General features: G+C 72.0%; 12 protein-coding genes. 2 read left to right on the top strand and 10 right to left on the bottom strand.

Annotation, left to right across the window (positions count from 1 at the left end; genetic code table 11):
* Positions 1-23 precede the first annotated feature (23 nt).
* From pstA to mshD, 10 genes are all read right to left on the bottom strand, one after another.
* A complete protein-coding gene (pstA, locus tag ABD954_RS15870) occupies positions 24-1,094 on the bottom strand; it encodes a phosphate ABC transporter permease PstA (protein ID WP_345486693.1) in 1,071 nt (356 codons plus the stop codon).
* Positions 1,091-2,065, bottom strand: a complete 975-nt coding sequence (gene pstC / locus ABD954_RS15865; protein WP_345486692.1) for a phosphate ABC transporter permease subunit PstC — start codon at positions 2,063-2,065, stop codon at positions 1,091-1,093. The genes pstA and pstC overlap by 4 nt, the downstream gene beginning before the upstream one ends.
* A 129-nt stretch (positions 2,066-2,194) precedes the next feature.
* Positions 2,195-3,331, bottom strand: a complete 1,137-nt coding sequence (gene pstS, locus ABD954_RS15860; RefSeq protein ID WP_345486691.1) for a phosphate ABC transporter substrate-binding protein PstS — start codon at positions 3,329-3,331, stop codon at positions 2,195-2,197.
* 246 nt (positions 3,332-3,577) lie between these two features.
* Entirely contained in the window at positions 3,578-3,991 is a 414-nt protein-coding gene (locus tag ABD954_RS15855) for an NUDIX hydrolase (protein ID WP_345486690.1), read from the bottom strand.
* Positions 3,988-4,977, bottom strand: a complete 990-nt coding sequence (locus tag ABD954_RS15850; RefSeq protein ID WP_345486689.1) for a CHAD domain-containing protein — start codon at positions 4,975-4,977, stop codon at positions 3,988-3,990. The genes ABD954_RS15855 and ABD954_RS15850 overlap by 4 nt, the downstream gene beginning before the upstream one ends.
* Positions 4,964-7,225, bottom strand: coding sequence for an RNA degradosome polyphosphate kinase (locus ABD954_RS15845; RefSeq protein ID WP_345486688.1), 2,262 nt, complete (start codon positions 7,223-7,225; stop codon positions 4,964-4,966). The genes ABD954_RS15850 and ABD954_RS15845 overlap by 14 nt, the downstream gene beginning before the upstream one ends.
* A 247-nt stretch (positions 7,226-7,472) precedes the next feature.
* Positions 7,473-8,459, bottom strand: coding sequence for an ABC transporter permease (locus ABD954_RS15840; RefSeq protein WP_345486687.1), 987 nt, complete (start codon positions 8,457-8,459; stop codon positions 7,473-7,475).
* Positions 8,456-9,295 carry an ABC transporter ATP-binding protein gene (locus ABD954_RS15835; protein WP_345486686.1) on the bottom strand — a complete coding sequence of 280 codons (840 nt, stop codon included), beginning with the start codon at positions 9,293-9,295 and terminating at the stop codon, positions 8,456-8,458. Before ABD954_RS15835 ends, ABD954_RS15840 begins: the two co-directional genes overlap by 4 nt.
* Complete coding sequence (locus ABD954_RS15830) at positions 9,292-9,675, bottom strand: GntR family transcriptional regulator (protein WP_345486685.1); 384 nt, start codon at positions 9,673-9,675, stop codon at positions 9,292-9,294. The genes ABD954_RS15835 and ABD954_RS15830 overlap by 4 nt, the downstream gene beginning before the upstream one ends.
* Before the next feature lie 99 nt (positions 9,676-9,774).
* Positions 9,775-10,701 carry a mycothiol synthase gene (mshD, locus tag ABD954_RS15825; RefSeq protein WP_345486684.1) on the bottom strand — a complete coding sequence of 309 codons (927 nt, stop codon included), beginning with the start codon at positions 10,699-10,701 and terminating at the stop codon, positions 9,775-9,777.
* 275 nt (positions 10,702-10,976) lie between these two features.
* On the opposite strand from mshD, the gene ABD954_RS15820 reads away from it, so the two are divergent.
* A complete protein-coding gene (locus ABD954_RS15820) occupies positions 10,977-12,812 on the top strand; it encodes a bifunctional metallophosphatase/5'-nucleotidase (RefSeq protein ID WP_345486683.1) in 1,836 nt (611 codons plus the stop codon).
* 201 nt (positions 12,813-13,013) lie between these two features.
* Positions 13,014-16,241, top strand: coding sequence for a FlgD immunoglobulin-like domain containing protein (locus tag ABD954_RS15815; RefSeq protein WP_345486682.1), 3,228 nt, complete (start codon positions 13,014-13,016; stop codon positions 16,239-16,241).
* Positions 16,242-16,405: the final 164 nt, after the last annotated feature.

Genomic DNA, 16,405 nt, shown 5'->3' with positions numbered 1-16,405 from the left:
TGAATCACTTCCAATTGCCGCGGTCAGCGGCCGGTCTTCGGGGCCTTCCAGCGGGCGATGCCGCGGGCCACCAGGTTGAGGATCATGACGAAGGCGATCAGGACGAGCGCGGCGCCCCAGGCGCGGGCGACGGCGGCGTCGGTGCCGACCGCGTACTGCTCGTACACGTAGAGCGGCAGGGAGGACTGGGCGCCTTCGAAGGGGTTCGGGTTGATGAGCTTCGTACCGAACACGAGGAGGAGTACGGGGGCCGTCTCACCGGTGATGCGGGCGACCGCGAGCATGACGCCCGTGGTGATGCCGCCGATCGCGGTGGGCAGGACCACCTTCAGGATCGTGCGCCACTTGGGGACGCCGAGGGCCAGGGAGGCCTCGCGCAGCTCGTTGGGGACGAGCTTCAGCATCTCCTCGGTGGAGCGGACGACGACCGGCATCATCAGGATCGCGAGGGCCATCGCGCCGGCGAAACCGGAGGGGCCGAAGCCCAGCATCAGGTTCCAGGTGGCGAGGATGAACAGGCCCGCGACGATCGACGGGATGCCCGTCATGACGTCGACGAAGAAGGTGACGGCCTGGGCGAGCTTTCCGCCGCCGTACTCGACGAGGTAGACCGCGGTCAGGAGGCCGATCGGGGCGGCGATCACGGTCGCGATGCCGACCTGCTCGATCGTGCCGAGCAGCGCGTGGTAGACGCCGCCGCCGGCCTCGGCGTCGAGGACGCCGTTCATGGAGTGGGTGAGGAAGTAGCCGTCGAGGACTTCCATGCCCTTGCTGATGGTCACCCAGGCCAGCGAGAGCAGCGGGACGACGGCGAGGACGAAGCAGACCCAGACGAGGCTGGTGGCGACCCGGTCCTTGGCCTGGCGGGAACCCTCGACCTTGGAGGTGAGGGCGTACGTGGCGAGGACGAAGACCAGCGCGGCGATCAGGCCCCACTGGACCTTGCTGTGCCAGCCGGCGGCGAGGCCGAGGCCGCAGCCCGCGACGACCGAGAAGACGGCGACGGCGGCCGGGGTCCAGCGCGGGAGGCGCGCGTGGGACAGCGAGCGGCGCGGGGTCACGGTGACGGGACGGTCCTGTACGGCGTGGCTCATGCGTTCGCCCCCGAGTACTCCTTGCGGCGCGCGATGATCCAGCGCGCGGCGCCGTTGACCAGCAGGGTGATGGCGAAGAGGACGAGACCGGAGGCGATCAGGGCGTCCCGGCCGAACTCGTTGGCCTCGTTGAACTTCGCGGCGATGTTCTGGGCGAAGGTGCCGCCGCCCGGGTCGAGCAGGTGGCCCGAGATGAGGAAGCTGGGGGAGAGGACGACGGCTACCGCCATGGTCTCACCGAGGGCGCGGCCGAGGCCGAGCATGGAGGCGGAGATGATGCCGGAGCGGCCGAAGGGCAGCACCGACATGCGGATGACCTCCCAGCGCGTGGCGCCGAGGGCGAGGGCCGCCTCCTCGTGCATCTTCGGGACCTGGAGGAAGACCTCGCGGGTCACGTTGGTGATGATCGGGAGGATCATGATCGCCAGCAGGATGCCGACGGTGAAGAGGCTGCGGGCGAGGCCCTCGGCGGACTTGTCGAAGACGTACGTCCAGCCGAGGTACTGGTCGAGCCACTTGTTCAGGCCGTCCAGGTACGGGACGAGGAAGATCGCGCCCCACAGGCCGTAGATGATGCTGGGCACGGCGGCGAGCAGGTCGACCACGTACGCGAGCGGCTTGGCCAGCTTGCGCGGGGCGTAGTGCGAGATGAACAGCGCGATGCCGATCGCGACCGGCACGGCGATGACCATGGCGATGACCGACGAGACGACGGTGCCGAAGGCCAGGACGGCGATGCCGAAGACCGGCGGGCTGCCGGCGGGGTTCCACTCGAAGGTGGTGAAGAAGTTGGTGCTGTCCTTCGAGATGGCGAGGGCCGCGCGGTAGGTGAGGAAGACCGCGATCGCGGCCATGATCACGAGGAGGGTGATGCCGGAGCCGCGGGACAGACCGCTGAAGATGCGGTCCCCGGGGCGGGCCGCGCTCTTGGCGGGCCGGCTCCCTTGTATGTCGGGTGTTGTCGTAGACATCTGTTTCTTCTCCGGTCTGCGGAGCCGGTACGGCGGCCTCGTGGCGGCGTACGGGCTCCTGGCGGCGGTGCACCGGATGCCGGGGGCCGGCCCCTCCACGGGAGGTGAGGGGCCGGGCCCGGCCGGGGGTCAGGACAGGGTCGGGACGATCTCGCGCACCTTGGTGGCGATCTCGGCCGGGAGCGGGGCGTAGCCGGCGTCCGTGAGGACCTTCTGGCCCGCCTCGCTGACGGTGTAGTTCAGGAAGGCCTTCAGGGTCGGCAGGTTCTCCGCCTTGTTGCCCTTGTCGCAGGCGATCTCGTAGGTGACGAGGATCAGCGGGTAGGCGCCCTCGGCCTTGGTGGCGTAGTCGAGGGACAGGGCCAGGTCGCTGCCGGTGCCCTTGATCTTGGCGGCGGCGATGGCCTTGGAGGCGTTCTCCGGGGTGGCGGCGACCGGGGCGGCGGCGCCGGTGTTGATGCTCACCGTGGAGATCTTGTTGGCGGTGGCGTAGGAGAGCTCGAAGTAGCCGATGGAGCCCTCGGCGTCCTTGACGGCGGTGGCGACACCGGAGGAGCCGTTGGCGGCCTGGCCGCCCTGGGCGGGCCAGGACTTCGACTTCGGGTCGTGCTTCCAGTCGGCCGGGGCGGCGGTCGACAGGTACTTGCCCAGGTTCTGGGTGGTGCCCGACTCGTCCGAGCGGTGGAAGGCCTGGATGGCGGAGTCGGGGAGCTTGGCGCCCGGGTTCAGCTTGGCGATCGCCGGGTCGTTCCACTTGGTGATCTTGTTGTCGAAGATCTTGGCCAGGGTGGAGGCGTCCAGGACCAGGTTGTCCACGCCGTCGAGCTTGTAGCCGATGGCGATGGGGCCGCCGACCATCGGCAGGTTGATGCCCTTGCCGCCCTTGCAGATCTTCTGCGACTCGGCGACCTCGTCCTCCTTCAGGGCGGAGTCGGAGCCCGCGAAGGCGACCTGGCCCTGGTTGAACTTGGTGATGCCGCCGCCGGAACCGATGGCCTGGTAGTTGATCTCGACACCGGAGCACGCGGCCTGGAAGTTCTTGACCCAGAGGTCCATCGCGTTCTTCTGGGCGCTGGAGCCGGCCGCGAGCAGCTGGCCCTTGGCGCCGTCGCACTTGATGTCGGACGCGGCGGCGGACGTCGTGCCGCCGTCCTTGGCGGGCCCGGTGTTGTCGTCCGAACCACACGCCGAGAGGACCAGCGCGCCGGAGACGACGAGGGCACCGATCGCGGAGGCGCGAAGCCCGTTGTTGCGCGAAAGCTTCACTTTCGGGTGTTCCTTCCAGAAGCCGCCTGTCATGGACCTTGCTGTCCTGAACGTTCTACGGCGGCGCGTGTCGGAGTGGCCGGTGCGGCGCTGAGCTGTGCACCTTGTACGGCCGAAATTAGGCAGAACAGGTGAAGCCGCCGACGGGGGAGGGTGAACGGAAAGTGAACCGTGCCGGAATCGGTGGTGCGGGTCCCCCGGATGCCGCCCGCGGGCGGTGCCGGGGCGCGTTTTCCCGGGCGCCCTCTAGCGGGCCGCCGTCGCCAGGAGCGCGTCCAGGAGCTCGCGGTCCCGGGGCTGGGTGAGGCGGGGGCGGGCGAGGGCCGGGCGGAGCCAGACGAGGTCGTCGATCTCGTCGTTCGGCGTGAAGGTGCCGCCGAGGGCCCGCGCGGCCCAGTACGTGACCTCCTTGGGGCGGCCGTTGGCCAGGTACCGGACCGTGGGGAGGCGGGCGCCCAGGGCGCAGGACTGGCCGGTCTCCTCCCGGATCTCCCGCCGGGCACACTCCTCGGCGGTCTCGCCGCGCTTCAGCTTCCCCTTGGGGTGCGACCAATCGTCGTATTTCGGCCGGTGGACGAGCGCGATCTCGATGCCCTCGCCCGTCGCGGCCGGGCGCCACAGGACGGCGCCCGCCGCGAGGACGAGGTCGGGGGAGGTCACGGCACCGCCGCCGTGGCCGTCGCCCGGGACCAGGCGCGCTGGAAGGCGAAGCGGGCGGCCTCGACCTCGTGCCGCTGGTCGGCGTGCAGGACGCCGAGGGCGTACGCGGTGGCCGGGGCGATCCGCGGGGTGCGGGCGGCGGCAGCGGCGGCGGCGGCCGCCTCGGCGGCGTCCCGGTGCCGGTCGAGGGCCCGCCCCGCCTCGTAGAGGACCGGGTCGGCCTCCGCGCCGCCGTGCAGCACCTCGCCGGCGTAGCGGTGGAGCCGCAGCAGGCTGCGGGTCTGGTGCCAGGGGGCGTCCTGGGCCTCGGCGGCGGCCAGGGCGAGGGCTTCCGCGTTGTACGGGTGGGCCGCCCGGGTCAGCGGGAGCGCGGCCACCGCGTCCAGGAGCCGGCGTTCGACGGCCGACGCCGAGGCGTCCAGGACGTCGACGGCCCGCGCGGAGCCGGCCGGGCCGAGCGGCACCTCGGAGGCGAGCAGGGCGACGGCGTCGGCGACGGCGTGGAAGCGGGAGGAGCCGAGGGCCTGGAGCGCGGCCGAGTGGGCGCGGGTGCGGGCCAGGGTGAGCTGGCGTTCGAGGAGGGCGCCGGCGCGGGCGGTGCCGACGGCCAGGCCCCGGCCGCCGTCCGGGCCGCGCTGGGCCGGTACGGGGTCCCCGTTCGACAGCCGGGACAGGGCGTCCACCAGCCGGACGAGCCGGGAGGTGCAGGCGTGTTCCAGGGCGAGGGTGCCGGAGAGCCAGGCCAGCTCGGTGCGCAGCTGGTCGGCCCAGGCGGCGTCCAGGAGCGGCCGGAAGGTGTGGAGGGTGCCGCTGATCCGGCGGGCGGCGGCCCGCAGGGTGCGCGCTGCCGCCTCCGCGCCGGCCGTGTCGGCACCGCTCTCGGTGTGCAGCCGCAGGCCGCGGAGGAAGTCCGCGGCCCGGGCGTGGAGGTAGGGGGCGAGCACCTCGCCGGCCGAGACCTCGGAGGTGATGTCAGGGTTGTGCACGCCGGCGCCTCCGCGCGTCGATGAGCATCTCCTGGACGTGCCGGAGCGGCTGGCCCTCGGGGTCGGTCGCGTGCCGCGTCCAGTTCCCGTCCGGGCCGAGGTGCCAGGAGGAGGTGGTGTCGGACATCCCGGTCTCCAGGAGCCGGGTGAGGGCGGCCCGGTGGGCGGGGTCGGCGACCCGGACCAGGGCCTCTATGCGGCGGTCCAGGTTGCGGTGCATCATGTCGGCGCTGCCGAGCCAGACCTCCGGTTCGCCGCCGTTGCCGAAGGCGAAGATCCGGGAGTGCTCCAGGAAGCGGCCGAGGACCGAGCGGACCCGGATGTTCTCGGACAGGCCCTCGACGCCGGGGCGCACGGCGCAGATGCCGCGGACCCAGATGTCGACCGGGACGCCGGCCTGCGAGGCCCGGTAGCAGGCGTCGATGACGGCCTCGTCGACCATCGAGTTGACCTTGATCTTCACGTACGCGGGCCGGCCGGCGCGGTGGTGGGCGATCTCCTTGTCGATGCGGGAGACCAGGCCGTCGCGGAGCGACTTGGGCGCGGTGAGCAGGCGTCGGTAGGTCTCGCGGCGGGAGTAGCCGGAGAGCCGGTTGAAGAGGTCGGAGAGGTCGGCGCCGACCTGCGGGTCGGCGGTGAGCAGGCCGAGGTCCTCGTAGAGCCGGGCGGTCTTGGGGTGGTAGTTGCCGGTGCCGACGTGGCTGTAGCGGCGCAGCACCTCGCCTTCCTGGCGCACCACCAGGGAGAGCTTGCAGTGGGTCTTCAGGCCGACCAGGCCGTAGACGACGTGGCAGCCGGCCTCCTCCAGCTTGCGGGCCCACTTGATGTTGGCCTGCTCGTCGAAGCGGGCCTTGATCTCGACGAGGACGAGGACCTGCTTGCCGGACTCGGCGGCGTCGATGAGGGCGTCCACGATCGGGGAGTCGCCGGAGGTGCGGTACAGCGTCTGCTTGATGGCGAGGACGTCGGGGTCGGCGGCCGCCTGCTCCAGGAAGAGCTGGACGGAGGTGGAGAACGAGTCGTAGGGGTGGTGCAGCAGCACGTCGCGTTCCCGTACGGCCGCGAAGACGTCGGGCGCGGAGGCGGACTCCACTTCGGCGAGGTCGCGGTGGGTGCCGGCGATGAACTTGGGGAACTTCAGTTCGGGCCGGTCCAGGGACGCGATGCCGAAGAGGCCGGTGAGGTCGAGCGGGCCGGGCAGCGGGTAGACCTCGGAGTCGGAGACCTTGAGCTCGCGGACCAGCAGGTCGAGCACGTACGGGTCGATGGACTCCTCGACCTCCAGGCGCACCGGCGGGCCGAAGCGGCGCCGCATGAGCTCCTTCTCCAGGGCCTGGAGCAGGTTCTCGGCGTCGTCCTCCTCGACCTCCAGGTCCTCGTTGCGGGTCACCCGGAACATGTGGTGGGCGAGCACCTCCATGCCGGGGAACAGCTCCTCCAGGTGCGCGGCGATGACGTCCTCGAGGGGGACGTAGCGCTCGGGCGACGCCTCCAGGAAGCGGGAGAGCAGCGGCGGGACCTTGACGCGGGCGAAGTGCCGGTGGCCGCTGACCGGGTTGCGGACGACGACGGCGAGGTTGAGGGAGAGCCCGGAGATGTACGGGAAGGGGTGGGCCGGGTCCACGGCCAGCGGGGTGAGGACGGGGAAGATCTGCTGCCGGAACAGGGTGAAGAGGCGCGCCTGCTCCTTCTCCGTCAGCTCGGGCCAGCGGATCAGGTGGATGCCCTCGTCGGCGAGGGCGGGGGCGACGTCCTGCTGGAAGCAGGCGGCGTGCCGGGCCATGAGCTCGCGCGAGCGGGTCCAGATGAGGTCGAGCACCTCGCGGGGCTGGAGTCCGGAGGCGGAGCGGGTGGCGACGCCGGTGGCGATGCGGCGCTTGAGGCCGGCGACGCGGACCATGAAGAACTCGTCCAGGTTCGACGCGAAGATCGCGAGGAAGTTCGCTCGTTCGAGGAGGGGCGTCGAGGGGTCCTCGGCGAGTTCCAGCACCCGTTCGTTGAACGCGAGCCAGCTGCGCTCCCGGTCGAGGAAGCGCCCCTGGGGCAGCTCGCTCGCGGCGGCGTCGCCCTCGTACACGTCCAGATCCGAGTCCAGATCGGGTTCGAGGTCGCTCACGGCCGCGCCGTTGACCACGTGCGGGCGGTGGGCGGCTATGGAACCGAGGGACGGCTGGGGCGAGGTCGGGGCGGACGGCTGCGCGGGCTGCGTGGACGACTGGACCGGGACCTCGGCGGGCTGCTGGCTCATGGCCCCATTCTTCCGCGCGAAGGGGTCGGTGGGCGCGTCGGAGCGGGCCGTGGGGGAGGGCAGTCTCCCCTTGGGAAGTCTCCCCTGGGAGAGGGCCCTGGCGGGGGCGGACACGGAGCGCTTCATTGCGTGAGCGTCGCAAGCGCGTCTGAATGGTCGGTAACGGGGACGTGTCCTCGGGGAATCGGGGGCGGGGCCTGTGGCGGGCCCGGCCCCCGGTTCGTCCGTCGGTCTCCCGCCGGTCCGGCTACGGGTGCCGGGCGCGCAGGACGCGGAAGGCGGCGAAGAGGGCGAGGGCGGCGAGGGCCAGGACGATGCCCGTTTCGGCGAGCTGTGTGGGCCAGAAGCGGGCCGGCGGGTGGTAGTCGACGAAGCGGGTGGTGATGCCGTTCTGGTCGAGGCACCGGGCGAACACCTTTTCCCACAGGTTGGGGTCGGCGTCCAGTCCGGGCGTCCGGTTGACCTCGCTCCAGCAGATGCCCTGGTCGAAGCGGTCACCGGTGGCGGTGAGCATGCCCTCCTCCATGACCAGGGAGCGGGGCGAGGGCCACAGCGGGGCCGCGGCGGGGCCGGTGATCCGCTCGACCGGCAGGAGGGACCAGCGCAGCCGGCCGAGGACGAGCAGGACCACGCCGAGGACGAGGCCGGTGGTCGCCATGGCGAGGAGGGTGCGGCGGATCAGCTGGCCGATGAGGGCGCCCACGGCGACGGCGGCGAGCAGCTGGGCGAAGAGGACGACGCCGGTCGCCACGTACGGGCCGGGGTCCCAGGCGGTGCCCCCGGGGCCCGAGACCCGGACCCAGCCGATCCGGAAGACGCCCGTCAGGGCGAGGGCGGTGAGGAGGGCGGCGACGGTCGCGGTGACCAGCTTGGTGCGGAGCCACACCACGGGGCGCACGGACTGGGTCAGGGAGAGCCGGTACGTGCCCGTCTCGTACTCGCGGGCGACGAGCGGTCCCGCGACGAAGGCGGCGACGAGGAGCGGCAGCAGGATCAGCGCCCCGCCGCCGTACTCCACGGCCAGGCGGAGCGCCGCGTGTCCGCTGTCGTTCGCGGGGACCCACTGGTCCTGCCGCAGCAGCGAGTCGGGGGTCCGCGCGTCCCAGATCCGCAGGGAGCCGATCACGGCCAGGGCTAGGGCGACGGCCGCGGCAGCCGCCCACAGGGTGCGGCGGTGCTGGCGGACCGTCACCCAGTACGAGCCCTTCGGGGTCAGGGTGCTCAGGGTGCTCACGCGGCGGCTCCTTCGGGGTGGCGGAGGTGGGCGAGGAGGAGGTCCTCCAGGGAGGGGGAGCTGACGTCCCAGGGGCCTTCGACGGCGCCCTCGCGCCGGACCAGGGCGGTGAGCTGACGGCCCGTCGTGCGGGAGTCGATCACGGTGTGCGGGGCGAGGTCGGCGACGGGCCCGGTGAGCAGGGCGTGGGCGGCGAGCAGGTCGTCCACGGCTCCGTCGAGGCGGATCCGGCCGCCGGCGAGCAGCAGCAGGTGGTCGCAGGCGCCCTCCAGCTCGGTGAGGATGTGCGAGGACATCAGGACGGTGGTGCCGCGCTCGGCGGCGTCGGCCATGAGCAGGCCCATCAGACGGTGGCGGGCGAGCGGGTCGAGGTCGGCCATCGGCTCGTCGAGCAGGAGCAGTTCGGGCCGCTTGCCGAGGGCGAGCGCGAGGGCGACGCGGGTGCGCTGGCCGCCGGAGAGGTCGCGGACGAGGCCCCGCGGGTCGAGCTCGTCGGCGATGACCCGCCGGGCGGCGGGCTCGTCCCAGCGGCCGGGGTTGAGCTCACGCCCCATCCGCAGGGTGTCGGCGACGGTGAGCCGGGGGTGGAGCGGCTTGTCCTGCGCCACGTAGGCGATCCGCTCGCGCCCCGGGGCCGTGACGCGGCCCTCCGTCGGGCGGAGCAGGCCCGCGGCGAGGGTCAGGATGCTGGACTTGCCGGCGCCGTTGGGGCCGACCAGGGCGCAGATCCGGCCGGCGGGCAGGGCGAAGGAGCAGTCCCGCAGGGCCCAGCGGCGGGCCCGTCGTCCGTACCGCAGGCCGAGGCCCTCGGCCTCCAGCGCGGTGTCCCCTGTCATGCGTCCCCCTCGAAGAATTCGGTCAGTACGGATGTGAAGAGCGCGGCCACGTCGTCCCGTTCGAGCCCCTCGGCGCGGGCCCGGCGCGTCCAGTCGGCGAGCTCGCCGCGCAGGGGCGAGTCGGCCGGGGCGGTGCCGAGGGTGGCGCGGACGAAGGTGCCGAGGCCGCGGCGGGCCTCGACCAGGCCCTCGCGTTCGAGCTCGCGGTAGGCCTTGAGGACCGTGTTCGGGTTGATGGCCGTGGCCTCGACGACCTCGCGGGCCGTGGGCAGCCGGTCACCGGGTTTCAGCAGGCCCATGCGGAGCGCCTGGTGGGTCTGCTGGACGATCTGGAGGTAGGTGGCGACCCCGCTGCGCCGGTCGATGCGGTAGGCGAGCACGTGCTTGCACCACCCTTTCACTAATCAAGTAGTGAAAGGGTGGTGCAAAACAGGGGGCGGTGTCAACCGCCCCCTGTTCTCGGTGCGTTGACCTGGAGTTCAGGACTCCGTGCGGTACATCAGGTCCACCTCGTGGGTCCGGAAGCCCAGCCGCTCGTACACCGTGACCGCGGCGGTGTTGTCCGCGTCCACGTAGAGCATCGCCGTCGGCAGCGTCTGGGCCGCCAGGTGGCGCAGGCCGATCGCGGTCAGGGCCTTGCCGAGGCCGCTGCCCTGCGCCTCGGGCAGCACGCCGACCACGTACACCTCGCCCAGCTGCTCCTCGGCGTGGACCTTCGTCCAGTGGAAGCCGATCAGCCGCCCGTCCTTCTCCGCGAGGAAGAAGCCCTTCGGGTCGAACCACGGCTCCGCCGTCCGGTCGTCCAGGTCCCGCTGGGTCAGCGAACCCTGCTCCGGGTGGTGGGCGAACGCGGCCGCGTTGACCGCGAGCCAGGCCGCGTCGTCCTGGCCGGGCACGAAGGTGCGGACGGTCACGCCCTCCGGCAGCTCCGGCTCGGGCACGTCGAGCGGCACCAGGGAGCGGCGGAGCTGGCGCAGTTCGCGGAACAGGGTCAGGCCGAGCACCTGGGCGAGGTGCCGGGCCGCGGACTTGCCGCCGTGCGCCCAGACCCGCAGCCGCTTGCCGGACGCGTCGAGGAGGGCGGCGCCGAGCGCCCTGCCGTGCCCCCGGCCGCGGTGCGCGGGGTGCACGACCAGCTCGGCGGCGGGTGCCTCGACCGGGTCGGTGTCCTCCAGCTGGGCGTAGCCGTAGAGGTGCGGGCCGACGGTGAGCAGGTAGTGGCGCACGCCCTCGCGCCGGCCGTGGCGCAGGGAGAGCCGTCCCTGCTCGGACACGGCGTGCACGCCGTCGGCGCGGTCGGCGGCCTCCAGCAGGTCCAGGACGTCCCTGACCTGCTCGGGGCTCAGCTCTTCGTAACTGTTGATCTGCCGTCCGGGTTCAAGGGCCGGTGCCGCGTCGGAAGTCATGCCCACGAGCCTACGGCGGGGGTGTGCCGGCCCGTGGGAGATCTCACCGGCGTGACTGACCGGTGGACACCTGAGGGCGTGGAGGGAAGAAGGGGAGGGCGGGGGCCGGACACGAGGAGGAACGGGGTACGGGCACGGGAAGGGCGGGAGTCGGACAAAGGCAACCAGCTCGTAATCAGCCACCCCCTGTTGCGCTACGCGCGTTGACCTTAGGCTGCACCGGCAGACGGGGGAGTACGCCGGATGCCGCCGCAGGGGCAGGATCAAGGGGAGAGATGGCAGCGACACGGAAGAACAGCAAGGCGAGGGGCCGCATCCTCGCCGCGGGAGCGGGACTTGCGACGCTGGGCGCGCTCGTCGCCGCGATGCCGGCCGGCGCGTCGCAGGACAGCGCCGACACCGCCGCGTACGGCACCAACGGCAAGGGCTGGGGCCGCATGGTCGACGTCCAGCTGCTCTCCTTCAACGACCTCCACGGCAACCTGGAGCCGCCGGCCGGTTCCTCCGGCCAGGTCACGCACGTCCACGAGGACGGCACCACCACGAAGATCGACGCGGGCGGCGTCGAGTACCTGGCCACGCACCTGCGCCAGGCCCGTGAGGGGAATCGTTACTCCATCACCGCCGCGGCCGGCGACCTGATCGGCGGCTCGCCGCTGCTCTCGGGTCTCTTCCACGACGAGCCGACCGTCCACGCGCTCAACGAGCTGGACCTCGACGTCACCTCGGTGGGCAACCACGAGTTCGACGAGGGCGCGGTCGAGCTGGCCCGCATGCAGAACGGCGGCTGCCACCCGAAGGAAGGCTGCTTCGGCGCGGACAAGGGCTTCGAGCCCTTCGGCGGCGCGGACTTCCCGTACCTCGCGGCGAACGTGACCGACGAGAAGACCAACAAGCCGCTGCTCGACCCGACCTTCATCTGGGAGAAGGACGGCGTCCGGATCGGCTTCATCGGCGTGACCCTGGAGGGCACCCCGAACATCGTCACCGCCGAGGGCGTCAAGGGCCTGAAGTTCGGCGACGAGGTCGAGACGATCAACAAGTACACGAAGATCCTGGAGCGCAAGGGCGTCAAGTCCATCGTCGCCCTGGTCCACGAGGGCGGCGCCCCGGCGTCCCCCGCGTACAACTACGACTGCGACAGCCCCGGCCCCGGCGACGGCATCTCCGGTCCGATCGTCGACATCGCGAAGAACGTCTCGCCGCAGGTCGACGCCATGATCACCGGCCACACCCACCAGGCGTACGTGTGCACCGTCCCGGACCCGTCCGGCAAGCCGCGCCTGGTGACCTCGGCGTCCGCGTTCGGCAAGCTCTACACCGACACCACGCTGACCTACGACCGCCGCACCAAGGACATCGTCCGCACCGCGGTGGGCTCGGCCAACCACGTCGTCACCCGTGACGTGGCCAAGGCCGAGGACATGAGCAAGCTGATCGCCGACTGGAAGCAGCTCGCCGACCCGGTCGCGAACCGTCCGCAGGGCTGGATCGCCGCCGACATCAACGGCCGCGGCTCGACGGCGTACGAGAAGCCGCTCGGCGACCTGATCGCCGACGCCCAGCTGGAGGGCCTCGCCCCCGCCGACAAGGGCGGCGCGCAGCTCGCCCTGATGAACCCGGGCGGCATCCGCGCGGACCTCGTCCACAAGGCGTCCGGCTCCGAGGGCGACGGCGTGGTGACCTACGGCGAGGCGTTCACCGTCCAGCCGTTCACCAACATGATGCACGTGGTCGACCTGACCGGCGCGAACCTCATCTCGGCGCTGAAGCAGCAGGTCAGCGGCTCCAACCTGGGCTCGCCGAAGATCCTCCAGGTCTCCAAGGGCCTCACCTACACGCTCGACATGACCAAGACGGGCGCCGACCGCGTCGTCGAGGGCACGATCAAGCTGAACGGCCAGCCGATCGACCCGTCGAAGACCTACCGGGTCGCGATGAACGAGTTCCTGTCGGGTGGCGGCGACGGCTTCCCGGCCCTGGCGACCGGCACCAACAAGCTGGTCGGACCCTCGGACCTGGACGTCTTCAACGCCTACCTGGCGGCCCACTCCTCGGCGTCGGCGCCGCTGCCGGTGCCGGCGGCCGACCGGATCACGGTCGTGAAGTAACTCCCGGGACGTGGGGGGCGGTGTCCGCTTCGGCGGGCACCGCCCCTTTTCTCGTTCTGAACGGGTTCGAACGACTGTTACAGTCGTTCGACTTGGGACACCTGGGGAGGGGTTCTACACGTGAAAAATGGGTGGGGGACGAGGCGCCGAAGCGCCCTCTCACTGGCCGCGGCGACCGCGGCCCTGATCTCGCTGACGCCGGTGGGCGTGGGAATCGCGTACGCGGCCGAGGACGACGTACCGGCGGAGCTGGTGATCCCGGCCGACGCCAAGGCCGATCCGTACGCGTGGGCCGTGCGGCCCGGCACGACGGGATTCCTGCAGGGCGGACGCAGCGGCGACTACGCCTGGTACTCGTACGCCGACGGCACGTCCGTCCCGGTGGACGACGCCGGAGCGGTCCTGTTCGCGACCGACACGGACACCGTCGCCCGCTGGTACGGGCCCCAGAACAAGGTCGTCCTGCAGAACGGCGGCGGCGGCTCCGAGGAGACCGTCCCGCTCAACGCGGACCGCAGCGTCGTCGGCATCGCCGGACGCACCGTCATCGCCGTCAACGGCAACCGGACGCAGCTGCACCTCGTGGCCCTCGACAACGGCTCCGCTGTCGAGCGGACGGTCACCGGTCTGCCGGCCGGTGCCACGAAGATCGAGCTCGGTGGGCGGACCTCGTACGGTTTCCTCGCCTCCTACGAGGTGAACGGCACCCGGTCCCACGGCTGGGTCGACCTCGCGGGCGCCGCGCTGAAGCCGGTGGCCGACCTGGCCGACCGCAGGACCGCGGTGCGCCACGGCGACGTGCTGCTGCACGTCACCTCCGGCGGCAAGCTGCGGGTGTGGGACCTGAAGGGCGACTGGACCGCCCCGGTCCGCGAGACCGACTGGGCCGGCACCGACACGCCCGTCGCCCTCCACGGCGACCGGATCCTGAGCGTGACCGCCGCCGCGGCGGACGGCACGCGGACGCTGCACTCCCGCGCCTTCGCCGGCGGTGACCAGAAGGTGGTGCTCGACGGGCTCGTCGAGGCTCCCCTGGCGGCCGCGTCCGACCTGCTCGTGGCCCAGCGCACCGACAACGCCGACCGCCCGGTCTACCGCATCGCGCCGGGCGCGGACGGCGAGTTCGCGGCGACGAAGGTCGCCACCGTCATGGGCGAGAGCGCCCAGCCGATCCGGATCTCCGCCGCGCAGGGCGTCCTGCGCACGGTCGACCACATGCCCTCGGGCGAGTACCGGCTGCGCTCCGTCGAGATGAAGGCCGGCGGGCCGCTCGTCGCGGGGGACCGGGTCGACCACGGCACGGACACCCGCTTCGGCACGTCCTGGGAGGTGCCCACCGGCGACGGCCGGGTGGTCCGCCAGACCGGTACGGGCCTCTCCGTCCTCGCCGACGGCGCGTCGGTGCCGGGGACCACCCTCGCGGCGGGCTCCGTGGCGGGCGACCTGGAGGCATCCGGCCGCTACGCCTCGTACCGCCTGACGACCGGTGAGCGCCGGGTCTTCGACCTGGACGCCAAGCAGGCCGTCCTCACCCGCAACCTCGGCACCGGCCCGACCGCGCTGAGCGGCTCCACCCTGTGGACCACGACCGGAACCGCCGGTGCCCTCGCCGCGATCGACGTCCGCACCGGTGCCACGACCCGCACGGTCACCGCCGCCGACTGCGTCATCAAGGACGTGCAGTCCGTCGGCGCCGACCTGTACTGGAAGTGCGACGCGAAGTCCGGTGTCCACAACACCGCGACGAAGGCGAACACCGCCCTGCCCGGGCACTCCCAGGCGCTCCTCGGCGACGGCTACGTCACGCACGAGAAGGACGAGCTGCTGTACGTCACGCCGCTGCGTGGCACCGGGCAGACCCGCGAGATCGGCCGTCCCGCGGACGGCATGCGGGAGACGGGCTGGAACGTGGACCGCTTCGGCGGCCACACCGTCTTCGCCGACAACTTCGGCGGCCTCCACGTCGTCCCGAGCGGCGTCCCCGCCTCGCCCGTGTCCGTCCTCGACTCCGACCTCTCCTCCGACGTACTCGACGTCGAGGGCGGCGACGCGTGGACCGGCAAGTGGTGGCTGTCCAAGCCGGCCGCGTCCTGGACGCTGACCGTCAAGAACCCGGCGGGCACCGTCGTCCGCACGTACGGCGGCCACCAGACCCGCGGCGCGGTCAAGGTCGCCTGGGACGGCAACGACGCGAACGGCACGCCGGTCGCCGACGGCCGCTACACCTGGGAGCTCAGCGCCCCGCCGGCCGACGGCGCCGGGGACGCCCTGCGCACCACGGGTGCGGTCTTCGTGACGCACGGCGGCATCTCCACGTTCAAGCCGGTGCCTCCGGCCCGTGTCCTCAGCACGGTCAGCGGCATCGGTGCGGCGAAGGCCAAGGTCGGTCCCCGGGGCACGGTGACCTTCCAGGTCACGGGCCGCGGCGGAGTGGCCCCGACCGGCGTGTCCGCGGTGGTCCTCAACGTGACGGCGACCAACGCGACCTCCGGGACGTACGTGTCGGTGTACCCCTACGGGCAGCCCCGGCCGGAGTCGTCGAACCTGAACGTGGCGGCCGGGCGGAACGTCCCCAACCACGTCACCGTGCCCGTCGGCAAGGACGGCAAGGTCACGCTCTACAACCACGCCGGTTCGGTCGACCTGCTCGCCGACGTGGCGGGCTACTACACGCTCGCCGGCGACGGCAACCGCTTCAAGGCCGTGACGCCGTCCCGCGTCCTGAGCACCGTGGCCGGCACCGGTGTGCCGAAGGCCAAGGTGGGTGCCGCCAGGACGGTGAGCGTGCAGATCGCCGGCCGTGGCGGGGTGCCGTCGACCGGTGTGACCGCGGTGGTCATGAACGTGACCGCGACCAACCCGACCTCGGCGAGCTACGTCTCGGTGTACCCGTACGGGACGCCCCGGCCGACCTCCTCGAACCTGAACGTGGTCAAGGGGCAGACCGTCGCCAACCTGGTGACCGTGCCGGTCAGGGACGGCAAGGTCACGCTCTACAACCACGGCGGCACGATCGACCTGATCGGTGACGTGGCGGGCTACTTCACCAACGTGGCCGGCCAGGGCGACCGCTTCAAGCCGCTGACCCCGACCCGGCTCTTCGACAGCCGGTGGGAGGGCTCGGGCGGACCGCTTCTGGGGGGACGCGTCGGCACCCTGGGCGTCGTCGGCTACGCCGACATCCCGGAGACCGGCGTGTCCACCATGATGTTCAACGTCACGGGCACCAACGCGACGTCCGGGACGTGGATCGCGGTCCACCCGTGGCTGGAGACGACGCCGACGATCTCGAACCTGAACCTGGTGCCGCGGGCGACCGTGGCGAACCAGGTCGTGGTCGGGGTGTCCCACGAGGGCACGGTCGACTTCTTCAACCGCTTCGGTTCCGTCGACATCATCGTGGACGCGTTCGGCTACTACACGAAGTAGCGGCGCGCGCCGAGCGAGAAGGGTGGGGCCCCCGTCAAAGGACGACGGGGGCCCCACCCTTCGTCGGCCCCGCCCTTCGTCGCCCTCGGTGGTGATCCCGTCCGCGCCGTCGGCACCTCGGCGTATCGCCCGCGTATCGAAAACCGCATACGCCCCCGCAACGG

The sequence above is a fragment of the Streptomyces roseoviridis genome, assembly GCF_039535235.1.
Lineage (GTDB): Bacteria > Actinomycetota > Actinomycetes > Streptomycetales > Streptomycetaceae > Streptomyces > Streptomyces roseoviridis.
Note: the sequence above shows the minus strand (reverse complement) of the source record. Positions and strands in the feature narration are given on the sequence as shown.

Excerpts from the sequence above, each read along its gene's own strand:
- pstA (WP_345486693.1), bottom strand. The coding sequence starts at position 1,094 with ATGAGCCACGCCGTACAGGACCGTCCCGTCACCGTGACCCCGCGCCGC.
- pstC (WP_345486692.1), bottom strand. The coding sequence starts at position 2,065 with ATGTCTACGACAACACCCGACATACAAGGGAGCCGGCCCGCCAAGAGC.
- ABD954_RS15845 (WP_345486688.1), bottom strand. The coding sequence starts at position 7,225 with ATGAGCCAGCAGCCCGCCGAGGTCCCGGTCCAGTCGTCCACGCAGCCC.
- ABD954_RS15835 (WP_345486686.1), bottom strand. The coding sequence starts at position 9,295 with ATGACAGGGGACACCGCGCTGGAGGCCGAGGGCCTCGGCCTGCGGTAC.
- mshD (WP_345486684.1), bottom strand. The coding sequence starts at position 10,701 with ATGACTTCCGACGCGGCACCGGCCCTTGAACCCGGACGGCAGATCAAC.
- ABD954_RS15820 (WP_345486683.1), top strand. The coding sequence starts at position 10,977 with ATGGCAGCGACACGGAAGAACAGCAAGGCGAGGGGCCGCATCCTCGCC.